The organism is Paenibacillus sp. CMAA1364, assembly GCF_054373195.1.
Map to the genome: position 1 here is coordinate 25,796 of NZ_JBITNB010000026.1, position 24,286 is coordinate 50,081.

Consider the following 24,286-nt stretch of genomic DNA (forward strand, 5'->3'; position numbering starts at 1 on the left):
ACAGCCACTAATATAAATGAAGAAGGGGTATTGTCATGAGATCCATCGATGAATATTATCCGATTCATGGCAGAGTTATCCTTCATGTCGATATGAATGCATTTTATTGCTCTGTACATGAAGCGGAAGATCCAGATCAATATCGGGATAAGCCGACCGCTGTTGCTGGAAGTGTCGAACTTCGTAAAGGTATTATTGTTACTTGTTCATATGCTGCAAGGCGATTAGGGATATCAACAGGGATGCAAGTATATCAAGCGTTGAAGAAGTGTCCCAGTCTGATTGTGATTGCTCCGAATTTTCATGCTTATCGCAAATATTCCAACGCTTTCATGAAGATTGCTTATGATTATACACCTATTATGGAGGCAACATCGATCGATGAATGTTATCTGGATATTACAGGCTCCAAGCAATTCGGTACGCCATTGGAGATTGCCACACAAATCCAGACAAGAGTATATAAAGAACTCTCACTACCATGTTCTATTGGTATCGCACCTAATAAATTATTAGCCAAAATGGCTTCCGATATGAAAAAGCCTAACGGAATAACGATTCTACGTATTCGGGATGTGGCACAAGTCCTTTGGAATAAGTCTTGTGTTGAACTGTTTGGTATTGGAGAGAAGACAGCAGATAAATTACGCAAATTGAATATACACACGATTGGTCAGTTAGCACAAACGGACGAAATCGTATTAACTCACAACTTTGGTGTTCTAGGGTTATGGATGAAACAAGCTTCGAATGGGATAGATCATTCGCCTGTAATAGAAGTTCGGGAACAGAGTAAATCGATTGGACATACCACTACACTTCCTGCAGATATCTGTGTGAAGGAAGATGTTCATCGGGTACTCCTTAATTTAAGTGATCAAGTGGCGCGTAGATTGAGACGACAGCAATTAATGGCGGGTGGCGTTCAGCTTACGATACGTACACCTGATATGAAGACAATCACTCGAACGCATACTTTGAATACGCCCACAGACCTTACAGATGAGATCTATAATCAGGCTTGTCAATTGTATCGTAGACACTGGAATTGGGATAAGAAAGTTAGATTATTAGGTGTTACGTTACAACAGTTGGTATCCAAAGAAGAATCTGCAATTCAGTTAGATTTATTTAATTATGAACAACAACCTAAGAAAGAATCCCTGACCAAAGCAATGGATCAGTTAAGGAATAAGTATGGAGAGAACGCAGTACTTACTGCAGGCATGCTTGGTGATGATCCATCAGCATTAATTAGGAACCACAAAGTAAGAGGTACGTCATTACAAATGGATTTCAGAGATAAAAAAGACGATCAGTCATGATAAAACATAAATCAAATGGTAATATTGTATGAATTCAATTGAAAATTCATTTTTAATGGTTTAATATTATGTTAGAAGTCTTTGGACGACAATACTGTTATGAATGGATATACAGGAGGAAAAGAGAAATTATGGCTAAATATACATGGGTTGAAAAAGATACATGCATTGCATGTGGTGCATGTGGTGCAACAGCACCAGATATTTATGATTATGATGATGAAGGCATTGCAGAAGTGATCTATGAAGACGATGCTAACCGTGGTGTGACTGTTATTCCGGAAGATATGTATGATGATTTAGATGATGCTTGTGATGGTTGTCCTACAGATTCTATCAAGATCGCGGATGAACCTTTTAATAAAGAAGGCTAATGCAAGTAAGATTTAGAATGAAATAGACATTTCTCACAATGGTGTTTTAGGTGAGGATGTCTATTTTTTTATGCATTTATGCCGATATAATAATAAAAAGGTATTTCGGGGGATCAGATAAGATGAAAGATTCTATTTATCTCAAAGAATATGTTCAATTACACCCTGAGAATAAGATGGGTTGGTATTTGTTAGGCAAGGAATATGAAAAGAATGGCGAAGAAGGTAAAGCTAATTATTGCTTCAATCAATCCAGTGAGGTATACGAGGCTTTTGAGAAAAGTAAGGTTCCTGACGATGTATGGAAAGAATATGAAGATAGAATTGTTCAAACACAACGTCATAAAGAGAGACGCACGTATAAATTCAAGGTTTTTCTACTGAGTCTGGTGATGTTACTCTTAATCTTCACACCATCTATCCATGCGCCGGGTCAAAATGAGGTTGGGGTAGATTGGAATGATCTAGTGGAAGAACCAGAAAAAGTATTGGATAACGTATCTGTAAACAAACCTGAGCCAAATGTGGAATATCAATTCACAGCACATCTTGCTGGTTCTAACAATGCTAAAGCGGACTTATTTGCGAAGATCATGTCTTATTCAGGATCATTACCTACAAAGGTTGCAGTACTTGGGATGCAACAGCAGGATAAATGGCTAATATGGAAACGCAATATGCCCTTATCGTTTACGATGATGAAGACCAATGATACACAGATTGTCTATCAATCTTATGATTCTAAAGAATGTGATTGCACCGTACCAGATGCAGTGAAGATCGAGCAGTCCGCACAATTGTGGACGAAGAAGCAAGAAGAATTAGCTATATTATCGAATGCCATTGGGTTCTTCACAAAAGAAAAGGGAAGACATCCTACAAGCTTCAATGAACTGGTGCAACCTTTTCCAAACAATAGAATATCAGGTTCAACACAAGGCTTGAAGGAGAACTTTAATCAGATAAATATGGCCATGGGAGCAAGTTCAACCCATTCTGAGGATAGCGCTAATATAGGATCACAAGATAAAGAGACCTTGGATAGTAAGGTAAGTAAGGAGAATAAGTCGGTATTCGGAGATGATATTTTTTTCGAACATCCATTAGAAATCGTTGTGGATAAGCAAAATTATAGGCTTGCTGTCGTAAGTGGTAATATGATACTGCGTAATTATGAAGTGGGATTAGGCGGCGATAAGACACCAGAAAGTAGCTTTGTTATCAGTGATAAAGTGGTAAATCCAAATGGACGTTCAAATGGGGAGTTCGGAAGTCGTGGTATGCAATTATCAACAAGTAATTATGCTATTCATGGAACGGATGAACCAGCCAGTATTGGTCGTGACGAATCAAAAGGTTGCATTCGAATGAAGAAGGAAGATGTCGAGGAGTTATTTGACCTGATTCCGATGGGTACGAAAGTAAGTATAGGAAAAGGGGTACTCCCTGATGCTGAACTCATTCCTGAGCAACGATATCGATCGCAGCATAGACAGAATCAGAGTAACCCCCACAAAATATATCGATGGTTGAATTAGATGTTTAGAATGAGTAGAACGATTAATGCAATAGTAACGATAATGATGCTTAGCCCAACCCAAAGAAGCGCTTTCTTATTTCCTTCTTCTTGTGTATGATGTATCGTTGGTGGTTTGCGTTTGATTGCCATAACAATAACCTTCTTTCTATGAATTATACTCATTCATTTGATTGTAAAGGGTTTCTAAATAAATAGCTATAACATGAATTATATTAAAAAAGGGAGTAAGTGGTAGATTACTTTCTTTTTGATCTGTAAAAGGATAAACTAATAGATAGAGAAAAACAGTGGATGGAGATGAATGTTACCTATGTTATATAAAAAAGTGGCAAAACCAATATTGTTCAACCTAGATGCTGAAAAGGCACATCATCTCGTCGTTGGGGGACTACATACGGCTAGTAATATTCCACTCGCAACCCATATGCTACGCACGCTATGGGGCGTAAAAGAGACACCTGAACTTGCTGTAGATCTATTTGGACTTCATTTCCCGTCACCTATTGGTCTTGCTGCGGGTTTAGATAAGAATGCGGCAGCTGTTGAAGGATTCTCATCGATTGGATTTGGATTTATGGAAGTAGGTACCGTGACACCCAAGGGACAATCAGGAAATGATCAACCGCGATTATTCAGATTACCTCCAGACGAGGCACTTGTTAACCGTATGGGATTCAATAATGAAGGCGTAGAAGCGATGTCAAGAAGATTATCATCGAATCAGAAGCGACGTATTCCCGTTGCTATCAATATAGGAAAGAATAAAGAAACTCCCAACGATAAAGCGTATATGGATTATCAGGAATGTATACGCAAATTATATCCATATGGCGACTTTTTCGTCGTAAATATTAGTTCACCGAATACACCTGACTTGCGTAATCTGCAATATGGTAGTGAATTATCGAAGTTACTTGCCTATATTATGGATGAGATGAATGAACAAAGACGCAAGTATAATAATAGTAAACACATCTTAGTCAAGATAGCACCAGATGTAAGTGATGCTGAACTTGAATCTATGGTAGAAGTGCTTCAATCTAGTGGTGTGTCAGGCGTTATTGCTACAAACACAACATTATCTAGAGAAGGTCTTAACCATATTCATGCGAAGGAAACCGGTGGATTAAGTGGTAAACCTCTTCGTAAACGTTCTACGGAAATTATCTCTCGTATTTATAGACAAACACACGGAACACTACCCATCATCGGGTCAGGAGGAGTCTTTACGGGTCAGGATGCTTATGAGAAGATCCGAGCTGGTGCGAGTCTTGTAGAAATCTATACAGCTCTTATCTATGAAGGACCAGATGTGAATCGAAGAATTCATGCAGAGTTGAGAAAACACCTTCTTCAGGATGGATATCGCCATATATCAGAAGCAGTAGGCGCGGACCATAACTGAAGGTGAAAGACAGGAGGTTCATTCGTTTATGAAAATGGACAATAGAGATTGGGGCATGTTCTTGCTTCCATATGAGCAGGCCGTAGAGGAATTAAAGGTTAAATTCAAAACGATGCGTTCTGAACTAAAGAAACGTGAAGAATATGCACCTATAGAATTTGTAACAGGTCGCGTTAAGAAGATATCTAGCATTCTTAACAAGGCTAAACGGTTAGATGTATCGATGGATAAGTTGGAGACAGGTATTGAGGATATCGCGGGTATTCGAATCATGTGCCAATTCGTTGTGGATATCAGACGTGTTGCAGAATATATTAGGAAACGCAAAGACCTAACTGTAGTATACGAGAAGGATTACATTACGAACTACAAAGAAAGTGGTTATCGCAGCTTCCATATGATTGTAGAGTATCCTGTACAAACTGCGCTTGGCCAAGTGATTGTACTGGCTGAGATACAAATTAGAACGTTAGCAATGAATTTCTGGGCTACGATTGAGCATTCTCTTAGTTATAAATATCCTGAAGATCTTCCAGATAATATTCGTAAAAGGTTGAAAAAGGCAGGAGAAGCCGCATCTACACTAGATAATGAAATGTCGAGTATACGGGAAGATATATTGGAAGCACAGAAACAATTTGAAGATGAATCTAATGTAACAACACAGGTATTGTCATTGATTCACCAGTTGTATTTCTATCATTTAGTAAATGAGGCTATTGCGTTTCAAGATCGGTTTAACGATATTTGGCGAACTCAAGATATGGATGATATGAAGTCCCTTTTAGATGAGGTTAAACAGCTTATAGCCGTGACTAAAAAAGGTGCGAATACAGATGAAGTATGAGGAGTTATATGTATCCTATCTTGTGTATTTCAATCGTGACCAAGATTACTTCGAATGCCATGAGGTGCTAGAAGAATTATGGCTTCGTAAAGATAAAGATCCTTTATACAAAGGTCTACTCCAGGTAGCGGTAGGTTTATATCATTTCCGGAATCATAATATTACGGGTGCAAGGAAAATGATGTATCGAGCCCTAAGTCAGTTAGAACAATATCCATGCGTATCACTGGGCATAGATTTGGGTGTGTTAGTGACTCAAGTGCGTCAATACGCATCTCAATTGGATCAGTTCGAGACAATTCCCTTCCCATATTATGATCTGACCATTCTCATCTTAGATCCACAACTGCAACAGAACGTTGATATGGCTCATCTACATATTCAACCTATTATCCCGCAGCGTAGAGGACCGAAGCGACCATCTAAATTGTCGCTCAATATAGAATAATAAGTATTGCTGTATATAATGATTCAATAGAAGGCGTGTGTGAACTACCCATGAACAACCCGCTATGTGAGATTATAGCGGGTTGTTTCAGACAAGTAATATGTTGGAATAATTTGGGGTTGTATATCAAAGGTCAAAGATTGAGGGTGTATTAGTCATGAATCGTAGTATGCGTAAAACACAAAGAATCGATAAGATTCTCGTTCATCTTGGTTTTGGTTCTCGAAGCGAAATCAAGAAAATCGTGAAGCAAGGTATGGTTACGATGAATGGGACTACAGTGAAGGACAGTGGCTTGCATGTCGATCCTTTCAATGATACGGTTGAAGTGGATGGTAGAAGAATAGTCTATAAAGAATTTATTTATCTCATGTTACATAAGCCTCCAGGGGTCATATCTGCGACTGAAGATAAGTATGATGAAACAGTGATAGACCTATTAGATCATGAACATGCCTTATTCGAGCCTTTCCCTGTTGGAAGACTTGATAAAGATACGGAAGGACTTCTGCTATTAACAAACGATGGGAAGTTTGCACATGATTTATTATCTCCACGGAAGCATGTCCCAAAGACATATGAAGCTAGTGTTGATGGCGATGTTGGGGAGCAAGACATCGCTCAATTTGCACGTGGCGTGACTTTAGACGATGGGTACACCACTTTACCAGGGGAGTTAGTCGTATTAAGTCAGGAACAAGTTCAAGATACTACGATCTCTAGCATCTCACTTACGATCCATGAAGGGAAATTTCATCAGGTGAAGCGAATGTTTGAAGCCGTTGGTAAAAAAGTTGTATACCTAAAGCGTGTTCAAATGGGGCAGTTGCCGCTCGATCCAACCCTTGACATCGGACAATATCGTGAATTGACGTTAGATGAATTGATTCTGTTAGGAAAGAACAATGATAGATAAATAGAAATAGAGAATACAAAAGGATGGATGGCAGTTATGAAATACAAATGGATTGCATTAGATGTAGACGGAACGCTTTTGAATGATGATCATGAAATTACGAAACAAACGATGGAGACTGTACAAGCTGTAGCACAGACAGGCGCAGAGATTATTCTCTGCACAGGTCGAGGACCACAGAACACGATTCCCTTTATGGAACAGATGGGATTAACAGGTTATGTCATAAGTCATAACGGAGCGGCAACAGTGAAAGTGGATACGAAAGAAGTTGTGCATCAATCATCTATGGATTACATAGCCTTAATGCCGTTCATAGAATTTTGTCGTGACAAAGGTATTCATTTTGATGTGAGTACACCATTTGAAATGTTTGTAGATAATGTGGATGGTCTAGATGAAATCATACGAGGAATGTATGAGAATTATTTGACTTTACCAACGAAATTACCAACTTGGAACGAAATTAAGCAACCGCTTGTCAAATTCACCATGTTCGATGAGATGGATGCTATGGATGAAATATATAAAGAATTAAGTCGTTGGACATTCGATCTTACGATGTTACGTAGTGGAGATTTCTTCATTGATGTGATGAGTAAGGAAGCATCTAAAGGAAATGCTCTGAAGCATCTTGCAAAGAATCGTGGTATTGCACAAGAAGAAATATTGGCGATAGGTAACTATTATAATGACATTTCTATGCTGACCTTTGCAGGTAAAGGTATCGCAATGGATAATTCGCCATTGGACGTGAAAGCAGCGGCAGATGAAATAACGTTATCCAATAATGAAGATGGTGTACATTCAGCCTTGTTGAAATACTGTCTCTCTTAGTCAAAGGAAGCAGACGTTGATCTTTGGCTTATAAATCATAAATGGCTGTGTATACCTAACAAGGGTATACACAGCCATTTTGTATCAGGTTGAAATGGAAGTTGATCCCTACGTATGCGATAATGAAACATAAGGTCATCATGATGAATACAATGTGAATACATAGGATAAACCCTTAGATAAATAGTTCAGTAATGACATAATGAAAAGAGGATATGCTTCATGAAATTGTTACAAGCTTTATTCTTTCCACCAGAACAACCTGGTGGTGTCTCCTCTATGATTCCTTATATGCAGGAACGCTTCACTAGCTCCGAGTGGGATATGGATATGTTCTGGTTACCGAAAAGGTTACGTGACAAAGGTCGAGAAGAGGTTGTGTTCGACACATTCGACTGGACGATTTACAAAGATAATATCATCGTTTCTAAATATATTCAGACCTATAGGGACTATCTGTGGTGGGCCCAAATGCGGATTCGAACACCCTATGAACTTATACATGCACATCATCCAATTTCGGGTCTAGCTATGAAAAAGCTATTTCCTGAAATTCCATTAATTCAAACGATACATTCTAGTTATGAAAGAGAGTTAATTCTAAACGGTACCATTCAAGAGGATGGACCCGAACATCAATTTCTGACATCGTTATATCGTGAGTTAGAGTCTAAAAGTGATCGAATGATGACGGTATCACAATCTTTTGCAACCTATCTATCGTCCTATGTTAATCATCCAGAAGTTATTCAAGTTATTCCAAACGGATTCGATGAGAGACGTTTCGCTCCAGTACCTCATAACAACGAGATTATTCAACTTGTAACGGTATGCCGGTTAGTGCCAGCAAAAGGATTAGATATTCTAATAAGGTCGTGTGCTGAACTTAAAATTAGAGGTTACGATTATGTTCTTCATATTATTGGGGATGGACCTTACCGTAAAGAATTAGAGGAATTGGCACGTGAACTTAATGTTTATAATGAAACAATTTTCTATGGTTATACACTTCATCCTGAGGTGTTTATTCCTTTCTTTGATATATTCGTATTGCCATCTAGAGCAGAGTCATTCGGTTCTGTTTTTGCTGAGGCAGCGCTGAGTGGCCTAGCACTTATTGGAACTAACGTGGGTGGTATTTCTGAACAAATTGTGGATGGTGTGAATGGGTTGCTAGTACCGGTGGAAGATTATATTGCGCTCACGGACGCATTGGAGCTAGTCATAAGTCAACCGAATTATCGAAATGAATTGGCTCGTTCAGCATGGGAGAAAGCAAAAACTGATTATGCTCTTTCTCACGTAGTGAATATCCTTAAGAAAATTTATTTACAATATGATCATAGAAAAGAGTGAGGATGAATGACCCCATTTCGATTCATTCATGCAGCTGATTTACATTTGGATAGTAAGTTCGCGGGCATTAAAGGTTTATCAGATCATATACGCCAGCATGTAAGGGAGTCTACATTCACTGCTTTTCGGCATTTAATCGACGTTGCCATTGCTGAACAAGTAGATTTCATTGTCATTAGTGGCGACGTGTACGATGCAGCGGATAGCTCCTTGAGAGCTCATCTAGCTCTGCATACCGCATTTGAGGAGCTTGCTAATCATGGCATACATACGTATGTGATTCATGGTAATCATGATCCGCTAGATGCTCCGAGACTACATATCAAAGAATCTGACTATATTCATGTGTTTGGTTCAGAGGTCGCTAGTTACACAGCGAGAAGACGCAAGGATCAACGTGAGGTTGCGATCGTTAGTGGGATCTCGTATCCAACTTCCAAAGTAACGGAGAACACCGCACTGAAATTTCATAGAATAGATGGTTCAACATTATTCCATATTGCTGTACTTCATGCCAATGTTGATGGAGATCCGCTACACGAAACATACTCCCCTTGTACTAGGCAACAATTATCATCTTCTGGTTATGACTATTGGGCACTGGGTCATATTCATCAGCGGCAAGTGATACAGGAATATCCACATATCGTCTATGCAGGTAATATTCAAGGCAGAAGTGTAAAGGAGACTGGACCCAAAGGCTGCTATGTTGTGGAAGTATCGGAAGAAGGATTGGTGGATTTATCTTTTCATATATTGGATCAAGTGCGCTATGTTGTAGAAGAAATTTCGATACAAGATATTAACGATATCGATGATTGGCGGATGCGGGTGGAGGAGAAAGTGGACAGCCTTCGACTTCTACATCCCGATCGAATGAGTATCGTTCGTTGGGTAATGACGGGACGAAGCCCGATCCATCGAGAGCTAGAGAGTGGATATGTTGCTCATGAAATGGAAGAGGAGCTAAGACGTCGAGAAATAGAAAGAGCCCAAAGAGGACAATTCGCCGGATTGGTATGGTGTGAACGTATTTCACTTCAATCGGGAATAGAAATTAATCAATCTGAACTAATGCTTGAAGATCACTTTCTAGGTGAGATGCTTCGGTTATCAAATCAGATAGTTCAACATGAGGAACTATTGGATAAAGCATTGGCTCCACTTAAGAGTAATCGCATCATTAGAGAGATGGTACAAGAAGCTACTGATGAGGAAAGACAGGATTGGATAGAACGTGCTCGTGAGCTTGGTGCCATGTTACTGATCGATCATACAAGTGACGGAGGCAGAAACGGATGAGAATTGAGAGGCTTCAAATTCATGGGTTCGGACGGTTGAAGGACCAAGATATTTCGATTGATCCAGGAATCACGATATTTATGGGCCCTAATGAGGCGGGTAAAAGTACAGTTCAACAATTCGTTCGTGCCATGTTCTTCGGAATTCCTAGTCGCACCTATCCAACGGAGAGATATGAACCATTATCTGGTGGTGTTCATGGTGGCATCCTAACCTTAATAGACGATATGGACACAAGATGGACCATTTCTAGATTCACTTCAACCAGTGAGCGTGCAAGTCATTCTAACAGCCGCATGGAGAAGAACTCTATCGTAAAGAGTGAATACAACGGTCAAGTACAACAGGTTAGTCAGCAAGAAATGGAACGTGAGCTACTTGGTGGATTATCCCGTAATATGTTCAATCAGTTATTCGCCATATCATTAAGTGAATTACAGGAGATGCGTTCACTTCAATCCGATGAAATGAGTAGTTACTTGTTTCATGCAGGTATTGGTGGTGGTAACGAGATTGTTCAAGCCGAACGAAAGCTAACGCAACAAATGGAAAAGTTATATAAGCCAAAAGGCAGAGTACAAGAGATTTCAAAAGTACTACAATCCATCGAGCAATTGGAGAAAGAAATATCTAACAGTCGTTCCTTTTTGAAAAGATATAACGATAATGCTACAACACGGATCGAAACTGTTGAGTTATTAGAGACACAGGGGCAAACAAGACATATCGCTGCGCAACGGTTGCTACTACTAAATAGAGCTAAGGAGATCAGACCCACTTGGCTAAAGTGGACGGAAGCTAGACTTCAGAGATTATCATTACCAGAAATTCTGACATTTCCTACTGAAGGTATAGCAAGATGGGACTCTTTACAAGGTGAATCGAATATTGCCCATCTTCGCCAAGCGAAATTATTACGCAATCAATCTGAATGGCAAGCGCAGCTTGATGTCTTGCATTGTGATCAATTCCTTGATGAACAAGGTGTAGCTATTGATCGTTTAATTGCTCGTAGAGAAACCTATGAAGCGAAAACGCGGGATTTATTAGAGTTACAAGCGGAGTCATCCATGTTAGATTTACGGTTACAACGTATCATTAGGCAGATTGATTCTAGTTGGACAAACAGTGATCTTGCGAAGTTCTCGACTTCAGTGGGAGAGCGTGAGGCTGTCCGCCGTTATTCAGAAGGGTTTACAAGTTACGATAGAAGAATAGAAAATTTAGCTTCACAGACAGAGCAACTAAGGCAACAACTGAATTCTTCAGAGATGATGTACGGGAATGTTGAACTCGCGTACGAAGAAAAATTGGATCATGGACGTGGTAGATTTACGATGCTAATACCTCAACGTCCTGAAGAGATGACAGAGGTATGGAATGTTATTATAGAAGCTGTGGATCGTTGGCGTGAGAATCGAATGGTTAGGTTATCATCTATGGGACAGGTTGAGAGTGATAAAATAATACACCAACGATGGAGAGCCATCACTCGTGGATTTCTATGGGGAAGTTGTATTGTTACACTGGTGATTCCAATATTCGTATGGAACATGGGATATGCTATACCTGCTATTATTTCAATGATAGCCTTACTGATTGTGGTTACCGTCCTATTATGGAATGGTATTCTTAAACCAACAGCAGCACCACCACGAGGCAGACGAACGGAATCCTTAGTACTACAAGAGGAAAGACAAGATATTGAGGATGTTGTAAAGTTAATATCTCGACTCATCAACAAGCCCATCCATAAAACAGGGAATGGAATTTCAAATGGTGAGCCGATCCTTGCTACTGAATTAGAGACAAATATACGTGAACTACGGAAGTTGATAGATGAATGGTTTGTTTGGCAACAAAACATAGATAAGCTACGAAATGAACGCAAGCCCCATGAAGATCGAATACGTACATTAACGCTAGAACTAACTATCATAGAAGAGAAAATGGTTATGGAAGAGCGGAAATTCATTCAATTGGGGAAGGAATGGGAACAGTGGTTACAGCAACGTGATCTCCATTGCGATCTCTCCCCAGAAGCCGTACTCGACATGTATGGGTTGGCTGAGCAAGCTTTAGATCATATGGACCAACTCAATAAGATCAATCGGAAAGTTCAACAACTGGATAAAGATTGTCAAGATTATGAAATACAATGTAAGAATATACTTCCAGAGGGTCCAGTTGAAGATGAACGATCTCTAATTACGCGGATGGAGTGGATGAAGAATGAATGGGATCAGTATCAGGAAGTCATCAGTCAACGTAAATTAATCATTGCAAAAGTTGAAACTTTGGAAGAAGAAATGAAGCTTGTATCAGATGAACTCAATCGTATTTCTTCTTTAGAGCAAGAGCTTATTATGCTAGGTGAAGCTGATCATGGGGAGGACTTCCTAAGACGTGGTGCAGTCCATAAGCAAATCGAGCAATTGAGTAAGGACATCCTTCAGTTGGAAGTCTCTATGTTCAGTGGTATACATGAAGACACAAGAGAAATGATTATCCGAATATTAGACACACATGATGAGACAGCGTTAGAACAGGCGTGTGAACAATCTGAAGCGCAATGTAAGGTCATTGAGGGGCGATGGAATGACTTGCAACAAACGCATGGAAGACTGCTTCAGGAGCGGGATCAATTAGAATTACAATGTCTTCAAGACACGGCGATCCAACAACTCGAAGAACAGAAGGCAACACTGAAAGAAATGATAACGGACTATGCTGTGATGTCGATATGTTCAGAAATGATCTCAAAGACCCGACAGATCTATGAGGAAGAGAAACAACCACAAGTGTTGAAGTTAGCATCGACTTATTTCGAGCAACTGACAAATGGTGCATATTCCCGTATCGTCATGAAGATGGGTGGTAAAGAACTATTAGCGGAGCACCGCGACCAAGCTTGGATGGAGAGTGCCAAACTAAGTCGCGGGACGGCAGAGCAAATGTATTTAGCTTTGCGACTTGCGCTTGCTAATACGATGAATTCCGATGTGTCTATACCATTACTGTTTGACGATATTCTAGTTAATTTCGATGAACAAAGAATGATAAAGGCGCTGTCTTTATTAAATGAAATATCAACAACAAGGCAGATCATTATGATGACTTGTCATCCATATGTCGCACAACATATGCGTGATATTATGCCAAATGCACAATTTATTTCTTTGCAACCATCAATTTAAATACCCAGAACAAACTTAGGAACCCAAAGACAGGATACAGGATAGATAATAAATTACTAAATCCAAATTGACTTAGCATGAAACAAGCTAGCATGATGCCTATGGAAATGATTTTGGGAGAAATCTGAAAACGTTGTTGTAGTTGTAACGTCACACCATAGATATCTGCTACAAATGTTGTGAATATTTCTAGGAATATGAGCAGTATATAAATGAACTGTACAACGACACCTAATTGAAAAGCGATTCTACCCATAGGAATTTCAAATTGCATAATACCAGGCATTTGAGCGGACATGGCGAAGTGGGCTGCCATTAACATAAATCCAACGCCCAATCCACCAATAATCCCCCCTATTCGAATGGTAGCTATACTTTCCGTATGGCTACCAAGCGGGACAAGTATGGCTTGCGCCATGACAAGATTAAATGCTGTATATAGTATTGGAGATATCCAGGCCATAGACATATTGCTATCTGTCGTTAATTCAAGAAAACGTAAGGAATTAGGCATGGCTAATGTATTAGAAATAATGAGTACTGAGATGGTTAGCATCATGGGTACAACGATACTATTCATATTCATAATGGAATTTATTCCACGGTTGAGCAAAAGATAGGTTCCAATCAGTGTAATGATCAGACCAGTCTGATAATGCAGATTGAGATGCTGTTCAAAAACAGAACCTGCGCCAGCTAACATAACACTATTTACGCCAATGAGAACAAAGAGCATGATGATGCTGATATAACTACCGGTTCTGGGACCAAATAAATATTTGTTCAAATCTTCATATGATTTAGCATGTATTCTTCTTGAGATGATCATCATCTTAGTACCCAACCATATAAAAAGGATTGTTGAGAGAATGACCGTGAAGGTGGCCCATTTGCCATGTTGCGTAAAAAATTGGAGTATCTCTTGCCCTGTAGCAAATCCTGCTCCTACGATTGTACCTATATAAGTAAATGCGATTTGCATGATACGGACTATTTTCTTCATAGTTTCCCCCTAATGTTTTAGTTCATATTAGTACAAGATATGAACTAAAGGAGTAGGACATGACTACAACATGTCCAAATACACTTGAAGTTTAGGCTGTTTCTATGGTATTTTAACGACAAAGGTTTGGCATGGAGAGGATGAATGTTATGAATTTATTGAAAGAACGAATTATAGAAGAAGGTATGGTCATGTCTGATCAAGTCTTAAATCTTGACGGATTATTGAATCATCAAGTGGATCCAGAATTGACAATGCAAATGGGTAGAGAATTTGCAGAACGGTTCAGAGACTTAGGTATAACACGAGTAATCACAGTTGAGTCTTCGGGTATTGCTGTAGGTTTCGCAACGGCTTATGAACTAGGGGTTCCTCTCGTATTCGCACGTCGTAAGAAGACGCTGATCGCTGATCCAGATGCCTATTGCGAGCGTGTACCTTCATTTACAAAAGGTATTGTGACAGACATGATGTTATCGAAACGTTTCCTGAAACAGGAAGATCGCGTTCTCTTTATTGATGACATTATTGCCAATGGTGATGCTGCCAAAGGCCTAATCAAGATCATCGAGCGTTCGGGGGCAGAATTAATTGGATTAGGCATTGTGATTGAGAAATCATTCCAAGCGGGAGCACGGACGATTCGAGAGCAAGGGATACGGGTTGAATCCTTAGTGCAGATCGCATCATTGAGTGATGGAAAGATTACCTTTCTTGAATAAATAGGATCAGGAAAGCCCAAATATTCACAGTACCTTTCAAGTCGTGTATGAATAGCTTATAATATAATGAGTAAGGAAGAGAGAGGAGGCAACACAATGGGGAAGGAACCACTAACTGAACAATTCTTTGTCGATAAGTTGGCCGTTGCAAAGACACATTTCGAAAGAGCGGTAGATTGTAAACACACAGAATTTGATGATTTATATCCCTATATGCTGGAACACCCTCAATTTTTTTGGTACAAAAGATATGTTGCTTGGTCAGAGTTATTGACGATTGTGCGCATGTGTGATGAATTATCTTTCGAATGGCAGAGCATATTCACACCCCAGCAAGTTGCGTACTTGAATAGCCGAGTGATGTCTGCGACAGTGCTAGACTTCTGGTTCGAGAAGAATGATAGTAAAGAACATGCGCAACGTTAAATTAGGATGGATATTTCATAAATTAGAATAGGATGATATGACCTAAATGTGATCATTTAGGTCTGTTTTTATAACTATAGGGAGTTGATTGTAAGAAATGATTAGTGATGAGGAATTGGATGCTTTTCGTGTGAAAGGTGAGAAGGTTCGAGTGGTGCGTGACTCCATGCAAGAGAACGATATTAGGGGTATTGTGGTGGCTTGGGATGCGACACAGGTTATGATTCGTCGTCCTAATCGTAATGTGGTCAAGCTAGACCGTAATTATATTTACCACTTAGCGAGCGAACCGCGTATTGATCCGTTGGCATAAATGAAGGGGGGTTACTACCCATATTCAATAGATAATCACGTAATTAACAGACGTGCTAGATTCAGATTCTAGTGATGTAACAAAAGTGGATGTTCGAGTCCTCTTGGCCTCACCATTCTTACTCTCCCAAGAAGCCTTGCTGAGCAAGGCTTCTTTTCTTTTTGTCGGAATTTGGTTGTTTGTTGTGTGAGGCGGGAAGTGAGGATTCGAATTGGTTGTTCGGTATTACCACTATCATGCTTGTGGTTCTGCAACGACTGCCATTCTGGAAGTGATTGTATATGGACACTCAATTTCTGACGAGAAATATACAGGATTTCGCGAATATTTTAGTTGGAGGGTTATTATAAAGAAGGATCGAGGGTAGAAAGGCGAATACTCATTCAAAGTTAAATGAGTATTCGTTTTTATCTATTAAGGTTCATTTTAGTAAATTATATAATACATGTTGATCAGTGGCCTCCGCCAAGCTTCTGAACGACTTGCTCCACTTTGCTAATGTGCTTTATGATGCGCTCAGCGGCTAGTTTACTGTTCTGATCTCTAATCGATTCGTATATAAGAGTGTGTTCCTGCAGTAGTGCTACAGCCGTTGCGCGGTCAGCGAAAAACCAGAGACGGCGAGATTCCTTCATGCTTGCTTGCAGTCGTTCCGACAAGGACTCCATCATGGAGGTGAACAATGTATTATGGGAAGCTCTTGCAATGCAGAGGTGGAAGTGGATATCTGCTTGGTCACTAGATTGCTCATCCCCTAAGCTAATTTCCATCTGCTGCAAGGCATGCTCCATTTGTTCTAAATCAGTTGCCGTTCGTCTCTCGGCCGCAAGCGTTGCACATCCAACCTCTATAAATTTGCGAACCTCAAGAACCTCTTGAAGCAGCTCCGTCTGATAGAATAACCCCCGCGAAGTCTCAGAATCCATCTCTCTTGGCAATTCTTCACTCACAAACGAACCACCACCATGGCGAATCGTTAACCATCCCATCGCTTTAAGACCGCTCAACGCTTCTCGGATGGTCGAACGTCCGACTTGAAAGTTTTCCGCGAATTCCACGACAGTCGGAAGCTTAGCTCCTGGAGCGAACACCCCCGATTGTATCTGTTCCCGAATATGCTGCATCACGATTTCCGAACCCTTTTGTGGCTTCACTGATTGATAATTCATAGTAAACCTCCGAATCAAAGTATATACATCTATTCAATCATACGCTAAACTATAGGTAAAGTCATCAGATGACATGATGAATTATGGATTACCATAAAAGTTACAGGGGGGAACAAATGTGAACGATCAAATAAAGCGAGAGTTAAGGGAAATTGTTGGTGAGAGCTATTTCAAAGACGACATGGAGTCAGTTGTAACGCATTCTTATGATGGTACGCCGATGCTGCAGGAGCTTCCGGATGGCGTCATTTATCCGGCAAATACTGATCAGGTATCCCAAATTATGAAGGTTCTTAGTCAACATCGAATTCCTCTTGTGAGCAGAGGATCAGGTACGAATCTGTGTGGGGGAACGGTTCCTGTCCAAGGCGGGATCGTTATGGTTATGCATCGGATGAACGCCATTCTGGAGATTGATAAGCAGAATCTGACAGCTATTGTGCAGCCAGGCATCATTACGAAACAATTCATTGAGCATATAGAAGAGATAGGATTGTTCTATCCTCCCGATCCAAGCAGTATGGCGATTTCCACAATTGGAGGCAATATCGCAGAATGCTCAGGCGGTTTGCGTGGCTTGAAATACGGGACAACGAAGGACTATGTGCTGGGACTTGAATGTGTGCTGGCATCAGGCGAAATTCTACGTACAGGTGGCAAGCTGATGAAGGATGTTGCCGGGTATGATTTAACGAAGCTGCTCGTTGGCTCAGAAGGAACGCTTGCGGTTATTACAGAAGCTACCTTGAAGCTCATTCCTCCACCGAAGTATAAGAAGACGATGCTTGCCATGTTTAAGGATATTTATGGGGCCGCAAGAACGGTGTCATCGATTATTGAGAGCCAGATTATTCCTGCTACACTGGAAATCATGGATAATCCGACGATCCGCGTCGTTGATGATTTTGCCAAGATAGGGCTCCCGCTAGATATGGATGCGATTCTTCTCATCGAGCAAGATGGAGACGAGGAGACGGTTGAACGAGATATTGCTCTCATTACTGCGATATGCGAAGCGGAAAATGCTGCCCAGATTAGCGTAGCCGATACAGAAGAGGAAGCATTGAAGCTGTTGAGCGCACGGAGAAGTGCTTTTACAGCACTAGCAAGATTACGTCCGACAACCATCTTGGAGGATGCAACGGTTCCTCGTTCGAAGATTGCCGAGATGATCTTGGAGATTAATCGGATAGCCCAGAAGCATAACGTACAAATTTGTACATTCGGACATGCGGGAGACGGTAATCTACATCCTACTGCAACAACAGATGCGAGGGATACTGAGGAGGTGTATCGCGTGGAAGCGGCTTTCGAGGAAATTTTCGAAGCTGCGATTGCACTTGGAGGCACGATCACAGGGGAGCATGGTGTAGGTATGGTTAAAGCACCGTTCTTGGAATGGAAGATAGGTAGTGCAGGGATTATGATTATGAAAAATATAAAGTTGGCATTCGATCCTCACAATATTCTCAATCCTGGTAAAATTTTCGCCAAAGAAACACGTCATAGGGTGGTGCTGCAGCATGGCTAAGCAGCTGACAACGAATGCTCTGCAGCAGACCTTAAAGCTCAAGCTGGACTATGAGCAGTTAACGAATTGCATGCGCTGTGGCTTCTGCTTGCCTGCATGTCCCACCTTTAAGGAAACGGGCTTGGAGGCGGAATCACCACGCGGACGGATTGCACTCATGAAGGCGGCGGTAGACGGTATAATGGAGCCGAATGTCCGCTTCGAGGAGCAGATGAATCATTGCCTCGGATGCCGGGCGTGTGAGCCTGCCTGCCCTGCTGATGTGAAATACGGTCAGCTTATTGAGCAAGCGAGGGATGCAATTGAGGATCATACAAAGGAGCATCGCCCCTGGGTTAAAGTAGCGCGCAATGTTCTGCTTAAGCGAATGTTCCCTCACCAAGGACGCATGAAGATGATGGGAAAAGGGCTTAAACTCTATCGGCAGTCCGGGCTTCAGAAGCTAGTAAGGAATACAGGTACGGTAGGGCTATTCTCCAAGCAGTTGGAGGATATGGAACGGATTCTTCCTGAAGTAACAGGAAAAGGTGTTGTCGATGATCTAGGTACGCGAATTCTCGCCAAAGGTGAGAAAGTAGCGACGGTTGGCATGTTCCGGGGTTGTCTGATGGATTCTCTGTTCACGGAAACGAATCGTAAAACAGTTGAATTATTAGCACATGCGGGGTTCGAGGTTCTGATCCCAGAAACCCAAAATTGCTGCGGTGCTCTGCATGCACATAGTGGGGAGAGTGATCAAGCAAAGAAACTGGCCAAATCGAACATTAAAGCTTTTCGCGAAGCTGGCGTTGACTATATTGTCTCGAATGCCGGAGGCTGCGGTGCTATATTGGTGGAGTATGATCATCTGCTGCATGAGGAGCCTGAATGGAAGGAAAGTGCTGAATGGTTCGCCACACGAGTAAAGGATATAAGCAGCCTTCTCCTTGATCAAGGGCGTCCATTATCGTTCATGGATGTGGCCACAGACAAACCCACTCGCGTAACCTATCAGGATTCCTGCCATCTGAAGAATGTCATGAAGGGGGGCAGCGCGCCCCGCAAGCTGCTTAATCAAATTTCCAATATCGATTTTGTGGAAATGAAGGATGCGGGATCCTGCTGTGGATCAGCAGGTATTTATAATCTGACCCAACCGGAGATGGCTAATCAGATTTTGGAGCACAAAATGGAGCATGCGAATGCGACCCAAGCCCACTACATGGTAACGAGTAACCCAGGCTGCTTGATGCAGATGCAGATGGGAATCGTTAGACATGCCAAAGGCGGAAATATGAACGCGGTTCATATCGTCGACTTCCTATATGAGCGAATGGTGAAAGATAATGTCTAGATACGGAGTCTAAATTCTGAAGAGAGACCATTGGTATTTTTGATGATATCTTACACAGTAGAACTTTAGTATTCCAGATCGTATTTATAATGAGATTAGCCAGCTATGTCTGGTTAATCTCATTTTTCATTTAAATCGTGTTATAGGGTGTAACAATATAATGAAATTAGTTCTTGAACCTAGAGTTACTCGATGGTTTATAATGACACTATAGATAATAAATAGGTTGAAAAGTGATATGGATCTTGGAGCTGCTGAAAAGAAGGGAGTGATATTCTTGAGAAAGTTCGTCGGCTCTATACGCAGTGCCTTTCGTTTCAGCGGTAAAGGTCTGTCCTTTGGTCAGAAATGGCAACTTGCTCTTCCGGGACCTGTTCTTTCCGTAGGGAGTGTTCTAATCCATAATGTGTTTATCAAGTACTATACAGATATTATTGGTCTTAGTCCGACGTATGTAGGTTGGGTGTACATTATCTACAATATATGGAATGCCATTAATGATCCGATGATAGGCGTATGGATCGATAAAATGCGGCATAACCCAAGACGTGGAAAATATGTCTACATCATGCGAGTCACTGTACCATTTATGATCATATCTTCTTTTGCGATGATGCTGTCTAGCCCCTCTTGGGATCAATGGATGATTTTTATGTTGTATACGGTGGAGTTATTTGTATATGATACCGCGGCAACGGCCTATAGTGTTGCATATCAATCGTACACATTAATGGTTGCACCAACCAAAGAAGAGCGGGTTGACGTCAACATTATACAAAACTATGTCTCACAAGCGATGTCCTTTTTTGTTACGATGATTCCAACATTATTGTTGGTTGGTAATGGAAATCGTGAAGTCATCATCCCAGTCTTTACTGGCGTAATTCTAATTGAAACCGTTTTCTTCGTGATAGCTTTGAGGGGTCTCAAAGATGATGCACAGTTATATGAAACGCTCAACCACGAACTGTTCGAATCAACGGATGTCTGGAAAGACTCCTGGCAACTTATTAAATCTCGTCCGTTCCTCACGTATGTACTCTACTCCATCATCACGGCGGCTCCCATAGGTTTGTACTTCACGCCTTACCTTTACTATATGGATCATGTATTACAATCGAGCGGGTTGGTAGCCACCATTGTAGATGCCAGCACTCATATTATCGCTCTTATGTTCTTGCCCATCATTGGAAATATCGTTAAAAAATATGGAACAAAAATTAGCATTTACTGGGGAACCATCCCTGCTGTTCTCGGCTATGGGGGAATATTCTTAGCAAACGGTGTTTGGAGTGTAGTAGCTTCCTATATCATGATTGTCATCACAGTGAATTACATCAGAACCGCGATGTCACCGATGGGTGCTTTGATCATTGATGAGAATGAATGGACTACGGGTGTTAGGAAAACAGGACTATTTAACGGTCTATTCTCATTGTTTACAATCGCCTTTTCTAGCATACAGACTGTAGTCTTTATCAATGTTATCGGAGCGTATGGATACGATGGTCTTGCGGAAACGCAATCTGATTCTGCCATATTCGGTATTCGATTAGCTACGGGATTGATTCCACTTATAGCTGTATTCCTAGGGCTTATTCCGATGGCTTTCTATCCATTTGATAAGAAGAGGGAGGAAGAAATATCCGCATTCAGTGATCATGCAAGAAGGGGAGGTTCTTCATAGGTGAACAGACGATGTTAAATCTCAAATTTACGATTGGTGAAGTATCTAATATTCTGAATATTCCGATTGATACACTTCGATACTACGACAAGATTGGATTACTCTCATCACAAGATCGTGACGCGAATAACTACCGCTATTACTTTCTTGGTCAGTTCGATTCCTTGATCACGATACGAATGCTAAGAGCAATGGATGTTCCTATCGAACGCATTCAAAGACTACTCACGGATGATAGTCTGGAGGATCTGCGTGAGTTACTCTCGAAGAAGCAACAGGAAGTGGATCAACAGTTGACTTATTTGAAGCATTTATCTCAGAAACTATACTTTCTAAAGGATCAGTTTCAACGGTTTGAAGATACGGATGTTATTGAACTTGTGAAAAGGAATCCGTACTGGGTATTTCTGACCGATTCTATTATGGAAAGTCCAGATAAGAAAATCGGAAATAAAGTGCAACGCAACATAAGTAAAATTAGCGCCCATCAGGAGTTGCTCGCATTTTGCCATGCCATCTCGATCGTATCGATGGAAAACCTAATGAAGGGTAATTATCATAGTTATTTGAATAATGGTATTCTGTCCACCTTTCCCATTGAGGATGATATGGGTGTTTTCCAGAAGTTAGAGTCATGTCTAAGTGTACGAAAATGCGTGATCATTCGGAAGGAAGAGTATAACGATTTAGATGAGCATTACAAGCAGATGGAGATATTTATTCATAAGCGAGGTTTAAAGATAGCGGGGAATTCACTTGAAATAAATCTATATAATCAGTACAACAAACACTATATTGAAATCTATATTCCTGTAACTGACAAAGAGGAAGGGTGAAATAATGATGAAAAAACTAAGTACAGATGGACAGCGAATAATCAATGAAGACGGTGCACATATCATACTAAATGGTGTTAACTTGGTATGCAAAGATAAAGTGAAAGGTTATGTATACCCCTGCGATGAGAGTCTTTTCACTTGGTATCATGAACAAGGTTATAACGTTATCCGCTTGGGTCTGATATGGGATGGGGTTGAGCCCGATCCTGGTGTCTATGACGATAATTATTTAGCATTAATTAAGCAGCAAATCCTTTGGGCAAATGCAAACGGAATCTACATATTTCTGGATATGCATCAGGATTTGTATAGTTCGCTTTATAGTGATGGGGCACCTGAGTGGGCGACCATATCGGATGGGCTCCCGCATGTAGTAGGCCAAATATGGAGTGATGCCTATTTAGAAAGTCCCGCTCTGAACCGTGCATTAGATCATTTCTGGGATAACTCACCTGCTGTAGATGGCATAGGATTACAAGATCATTATGCAGCGATGTGGAAACATGCAGCGGAGTTCTTCTCTGATTGCACCAACATCATCGGATATGACATGATGAATGAACCTTATCCGGGCTCAAGTGGGCAGGAAGTGTTTGGTGCATTTATCGCCACCTATGCACAGACTGTGATGGGATTGGTAGATCCTAATATGAAGCAACTATCTTCGCTTTGGTTCGATGAGGAACAAAAGCAAGAGATACTCGTGGGTATGGCGGATATGAATATCTATAAAGCCCTAGTCGATAGTGCGAAGCAACCTTCGCAAGCATTCGAACGTGATGTGATGGGGCCCTTCTTCAACAAAACGGCCGCCGCGATTCGCTCGGTTGTTCCCGATGGATTCTTGATGTTAGAAACAAGTTATTTCGCTAATATGGCTGTTGAGTCTGGGTTGGAGCTAGTTCGTAATGAAGAGGGAGAGACGCTTCATCATCAGGTCTATACCCCTCATGGCTACGATTTGGTCGTAGATACCGAGCATTACGAAATATATAATCAGGATCGAGTTGAGTTCATATTTGCTACCCATCGCAAGGTACAGGGACGCTTGAACGTTCCTACCTTGATAGGAGAGTGGGGGGCATTCACGAATCATCAAGCGACCTTTGAACTAACCAAATCGCTGGTTGCTATCTTTGAACAGTATCTATGGAGCAATACCTATTGGTGCTGGACTGAAGGGTTTAAGGAAACACCATATGCGAAGGTCTTGAATCGTGCTTACCCACAGGTAACCGGGGGGGTACTTGGAGGATATCATTATAATTATGATACAGACAGCATTAAATTAGACTACGTGTCTTCTGGTACGGAGACATGGATCTATCATCCTCGTGCTGCATTGTTATCTAAAGCAAACGTAGTTGTGTCAGGGGCAGATGATTATCAAATGGTTATTCGGCCTTATCCTAATTCAAATGGTGGAATTATAGCTATCTTGGTTCCGCAGTCCAAAGATCAGATTTCAATTACAGTAAGTTAGTAGTGCACAAGACATTCAGACGTATATATTATAAATGAAGCGGGGCTGTCCCATAAGTCATTAAAATGGCTAGGGGCACCCCATTTATTTTTTGTAGGAGAAAGTTAGATGTTCTGAAGGGACGCTTACGCGAACGGAACATTTCTCCAATCGCTGTGGTCTCCAAATTTCCGGATTAAAACCGCTCAGCGGTTGAAATTCGGAGACCAAGGCGACCGCTATCGCTTTTACGA

At 41.0% G+C, this 24,286-nt stretch carries 22 protein-coding genes; 19 read left to right on the forward strand and 3 right to left on the reverse strand.

What is annotated here, in order from left to right; genetic code table 11:
- The first annotated feature begins 35 nt into the window (after positions 1-35).
- The 3 genes from ACH8E3_RS13740 (at position 36) to ACH8E3_RS13750 (ending at position 3,237) form a co-directional block, all read left to right on the forward strand.
- Positions 36-1,325 carry a DNA polymerase IV gene (locus tag ACH8E3_RS13740; protein ID WP_458633208.1) on the forward strand — a complete coding sequence of 430 codons (1,290 nt, stop codon included), beginning with the start codon at positions 36-38 and terminating at the stop codon, positions 1,323-1,325.
- A 131-nt stretch (positions 1,326-1,456) separates the two neighbouring features.
- Positions 1,457-1,699 (forward strand): ferredoxin, encoded by a 243-nt coding sequence (locus ACH8E3_RS13745; protein ID WP_458633209.1) that lies wholly within the window; start codon positions 1,457-1,459, stop codon positions 1,697-1,699.
- Positions 1,700-1,821: 122 nt separating this feature from the next.
- Positions 1,822-3,237 (forward strand): L,D-transpeptidase, encoded by a 1,416-nt coding sequence (locus tag ACH8E3_RS13750; RefSeq protein WP_458633210.1) that lies wholly within the window; start codon positions 1,822-1,824, stop codon positions 3,235-3,237.
- Here the strand turns inward: ACH8E3_RS13750 and ACH8E3_RS13755 are convergent.
- Positions 3,234-3,368 carry a hypothetical protein gene (locus ACH8E3_RS13755; RefSeq protein ID WP_458633211.1) on the reverse strand — a complete coding sequence of 45 codons (135 nt, stop codon included), beginning with the start codon at positions 3,366-3,368 and terminating at the stop codon, positions 3,234-3,236. The two genes, ACH8E3_RS13750 and ACH8E3_RS13755, sit on opposite strands and share 4 nt — an antisense overlap.
- A gap of 181 nt (positions 3,369-3,549) precedes the next feature.
- Between ACH8E3_RS13755 and ACH8E3_RS13760 the strand changes: the two genes are divergently transcribed.
- The 8 genes from ACH8E3_RS13760 to ACH8E3_RS13795 all read left to right on the forward strand — a co-directional run bounded on the left by ACH8E3_RS13760 (position 3,550) and on the right by ACH8E3_RS13795 (position 13,547).
- Positions 3,550-4,644 (forward strand): quinone-dependent dihydroorotate dehydrogenase, encoded by a 1,095-nt coding sequence (locus ACH8E3_RS13760; protein ID WP_458633212.1) that lies wholly within the window; start codon positions 3,550-3,552, stop codon positions 4,642-4,644.
- Between the two features lie 34 nt (positions 4,645-4,678).
- Complete coding sequence (locus ACH8E3_RS13765; protein WP_458633230.1) at positions 4,679-5,491, forward strand: GTP pyrophosphokinase; 813 nt, start codon at positions 4,679-4,681, stop codon at positions 5,489-5,491.
- The gene (locus ACH8E3_RS13770; RefSeq protein ID WP_458633213.1) at positions 5,481-5,939 is read left to right on the forward strand and encodes a DUF309 domain-containing protein; all 459 of its coding nucleotides are present in this window, start codon (positions 5,481-5,483) and stop codon (positions 5,937-5,939) included. Before ACH8E3_RS13765 ends, ACH8E3_RS13770 begins: the two co-directional genes overlap by 11 nt.
- A gap of 157 nt (positions 5,940-6,096) precedes the next feature.
- The gene (locus tag ACH8E3_RS13775; protein ID WP_458633214.1) at positions 6,097-6,855 is read left to right on the forward strand and encodes a pseudouridine synthase; all 759 of its coding nucleotides are present in this window, start codon (positions 6,097-6,099) and stop codon (positions 6,853-6,855) included.
- 36 nt (positions 6,856-6,891) lie between these two features.
- Positions 6,892-7,692, forward strand: a complete 801-nt coding sequence (locus ACH8E3_RS13780; RefSeq protein WP_458633215.1) for a Cof-type HAD-IIB family hydrolase — start codon at positions 6,892-6,894, stop codon at positions 7,690-7,692.
- 222 nt (positions 7,693-7,914) lie between these two features.
- Positions 7,915-9,048 (forward strand): glycosyltransferase family 4 protein, encoded by a 1,134-nt coding sequence (locus ACH8E3_RS13785; protein WP_458633216.1) that lies wholly within the window; start codon positions 7,915-7,917, stop codon positions 9,046-9,048.
- Between the two features lie 6 nt (positions 9,049-9,054).
- Positions 9,055-10,350 (forward strand): metallophosphoesterase family protein, encoded by a 1,296-nt coding sequence (locus ACH8E3_RS13790; RefSeq protein WP_458633217.1) that lies wholly within the window; start codon positions 9,055-9,057, stop codon positions 10,348-10,350.
- Entirely contained in the window at positions 10,347-13,547 is a 3,201-nt protein-coding gene (locus tag ACH8E3_RS13795; RefSeq protein ID WP_458633218.1) for an AAA family ATPase, read from the forward strand. The genes ACH8E3_RS13790 and ACH8E3_RS13795 overlap by 4 nt, the downstream gene beginning before the upstream one ends.
- On the opposite strand, the gene ACH8E3_RS13800 is transcribed toward ACH8E3_RS13795, so the two are convergent.
- Positions 13,522-14,550 (reverse strand): YkvI family membrane protein, encoded by a 1,029-nt coding sequence (locus tag ACH8E3_RS13800; protein WP_458633219.1) that lies wholly within the window; start codon positions 14,548-14,550, stop codon positions 13,522-13,524. The genes ACH8E3_RS13795 and ACH8E3_RS13800 overlap by 26 nt on opposite strands.
- Positions 14,551-14,699: 149 nt before the next feature.
- On the opposite strand from ACH8E3_RS13800, the gene ACH8E3_RS13805 reads away from it, so the two are divergent.
- From ACH8E3_RS13805 to ACH8E3_RS13815, 3 genes are all read left to right on the forward strand, one after another.
- On the forward strand, positions 14,700-15,272 hold the full coding sequence (locus tag ACH8E3_RS13805; RefSeq protein ID WP_458633220.1) for a xanthine phosphoribosyltransferase: 573 nt from the start codon (positions 14,700-14,702) through the stop codon (positions 15,270-15,272).
- A 96-nt stretch (positions 15,273-15,368) separates the two neighbouring features.
- Positions 15,369-15,698: a hypothetical protein gene (locus tag ACH8E3_RS13810; RefSeq protein ID WP_458633221.1), complete on the forward strand. Its 330-nt coding sequence runs from the start codon at positions 15,369-15,371 to the stop codon at positions 15,696-15,698.
- A 97-nt stretch (positions 15,699-15,795) separates the two neighbouring features.
- Positions 15,796-16,011, forward strand: a complete 216-nt coding sequence (locus ACH8E3_RS13815) for a hypothetical protein (protein WP_458633222.1) — start codon at positions 15,796-15,798, stop codon at positions 16,009-16,011.
- 452 nt (positions 16,012-16,463) lie between these two features.
- Here the strand turns inward: ACH8E3_RS13815 and ACH8E3_RS13820 are convergent, their stop codons facing one another.
- The gene (locus ACH8E3_RS13820; RefSeq protein WP_458633223.1) at positions 16,464-17,180 is read right to left on the reverse strand and encodes a FadR/GntR family transcriptional regulator; all 717 of its coding nucleotides are present in this window, start codon (positions 17,178-17,180) and stop codon (positions 16,464-16,466) included.
- Between the two features lie 118 nt (positions 17,181-17,298).
- Between ACH8E3_RS13820 and ACH8E3_RS13825 the strand changes: the two genes are divergently transcribed.
- The 5 genes from ACH8E3_RS13825 to ACH8E3_RS13845 all read left to right on the forward strand — a co-directional run bounded on the left by ACH8E3_RS13825 (position 17,299) and on the right by ACH8E3_RS13845 (position 24,053).
- On the forward strand, positions 17,299-18,711 hold the full coding sequence (locus ACH8E3_RS13825) for an FAD-linked oxidase C-terminal domain-containing protein (protein WP_458633224.1): 1,413 nt from the start codon (positions 17,299-17,301) through the stop codon (positions 18,709-18,711).
- Complete coding sequence (locus ACH8E3_RS13830) at positions 18,704-20,044, forward strand: (Fe-S)-binding protein (RefSeq protein ID WP_458633225.1); 1,341 nt, start codon at positions 18,704-18,706, stop codon at positions 20,042-20,044. Before ACH8E3_RS13825 ends, ACH8E3_RS13830 begins: the two co-directional genes overlap by 8 nt.
- A 268-nt stretch (positions 20,045-20,312) precedes the next feature.
- Entirely contained in the window at positions 20,313-21,731 is a 1,419-nt protein-coding gene (locus tag ACH8E3_RS13835; protein ID WP_458633231.1) for an MFS transporter, read from the forward strand.
- An 11-nt stretch (positions 21,732-21,742) separates the two neighbouring features.
- Positions 21,743-22,567, forward strand: a complete 825-nt coding sequence (locus ACH8E3_RS13840; RefSeq protein WP_458633226.1) for a MerR family DNA-binding transcriptional regulator — start codon at positions 21,743-21,745, stop codon at positions 22,565-22,567.
- 4 nt (positions 22,568-22,571) lie between these two features.
- Positions 22,572-24,053, forward strand: a complete 1,482-nt coding sequence (locus ACH8E3_RS13845; protein WP_458633227.1) for a cellulase family glycosylhydrolase — start codon at positions 22,572-22,574, stop codon at positions 24,051-24,053.
- The last annotated feature ends 233 nt before the right edge of the window (positions 24,054-24,286 follow it).

What these genes read in the sequence shown, in the direction of transcription:
- ACH8E3_RS13740 (WP_458633208.1), top strand. Translation starts at nt 36, where the DNA reads ATGAGATCCATCGATGAATATTATCCGATTCATGGCAGAGTTATCCTT.
- ACH8E3_RS13745 (WP_458633209.1), top strand. Translation starts at nt 1,457, where the DNA reads ATGGCTAAATATACATGGGTTGAAAAAGATACATGCATTGCATGTGGT.
- ACH8E3_RS13750 (WP_458633210.1), top strand. Translation starts at nt 1,822, where the DNA reads ATGAAAGATTCTATTTATCTCAAAGAATATGTTCAATTACACCCTGAG.
- ACH8E3_RS13755 (WP_458633211.1), bottom strand. Translation starts at nt 3,368, where the DNA reads ATGGCAATCAAACGCAAACCACCAACGATACATCATACACAAGAAGAA.
- ACH8E3_RS13760 (WP_458633212.1), top strand. Translation starts at nt 3,550, where the DNA reads ATGTTATATAAAAAAGTGGCAAAACCAATATTGTTCAACCTAGATGCT.
- ACH8E3_RS13765 (WP_458633230.1), top strand. Translation starts at nt 4,679, where the DNA reads ATGGACAATAGAGATTGGGGCATGTTCTTGCTTCCATATGAGCAGGCC.
- ACH8E3_RS13770 (WP_458633213.1), top strand. Translation starts at nt 5,481, where the DNA reads ATGAAGTATGAGGAGTTATATGTATCCTATCTTGTGTATTTCAATCGT.
- ACH8E3_RS13775 (WP_458633214.1), top strand. Translation starts at nt 6,097, where the DNA reads ATGAATCGTAGTATGCGTAAAACACAAAGAATCGATAAGATTCTCGTT.
- ACH8E3_RS13780 (WP_458633215.1), top strand. Translation starts at nt 6,892, where the DNA reads ATGAAATACAAATGGATTGCATTAGATGTAGACGGAACGCTTTTGAAT.
- ACH8E3_RS13785 (WP_458633216.1), top strand. Translation starts at nt 7,915, where the DNA reads ATGAAATTGTTACAAGCTTTATTCTTTCCACCAGAACAACCTGGTGGT.
- ACH8E3_RS13790 (WP_458633217.1), top strand. Translation starts at nt 9,055, where the DNA reads ATGACCCCATTTCGATTCATTCATGCAGCTGATTTACATTTGGATAGT.
- ACH8E3_RS13795 (WP_458633218.1), top strand. Translation starts at nt 10,347, where the DNA reads ATGAGAATTGAGAGGCTTCAAATTCATGGGTTCGGACGGTTGAAGGAC.
- ACH8E3_RS13800 (WP_458633219.1), bottom strand. Translation starts at nt 14,550, where the DNA reads ATGAAGAAAATAGTCCGTATCATGCAAATCGCATTTACTTATATAGGT.
- ACH8E3_RS13805 (WP_458633220.1), top strand. Translation starts at nt 14,700, where the DNA reads ATGAATTTATTGAAAGAACGAATTATAGAAGAAGGTATGGTCATGTCT.
- ACH8E3_RS13810 (WP_458633221.1), top strand. Translation starts at nt 15,369, where the DNA reads ATGGGGAAGGAACCACTAACTGAACAATTCTTTGTCGATAAGTTGGCC.
- ACH8E3_RS13815 (WP_458633222.1), top strand. Translation starts at nt 15,796, where the DNA reads ATGATTAGTGATGAGGAATTGGATGCTTTTCGTGTGAAAGGTGAGAAG.
- ACH8E3_RS13820 (WP_458633223.1), bottom strand. Translation starts at nt 17,180, where the DNA reads ATGAATTATCAATCAGTGAAGCCACAAAAGGGTTCGGAAATCGTGATG.
- ACH8E3_RS13830 (WP_458633225.1), top strand. Translation starts at nt 18,704, where the DNA reads ATGGCTAAGCAGCTGACAACGAATGCTCTGCAGCAGACCTTAAAGCTC.
- ACH8E3_RS13840 (WP_458633226.1), top strand. Translation starts at nt 21,743, where the DNA reads ATGTTAAATCTCAAATTTACGATTGGTGAAGTATCTAATATTCTGAAT.
- ACH8E3_RS13845 (WP_458633227.1), top strand. Translation starts at nt 22,572, where the DNA reads ATGATGAAAAAACTAAGTACAGATGGACAGCGAATAATCAATGAAGAC.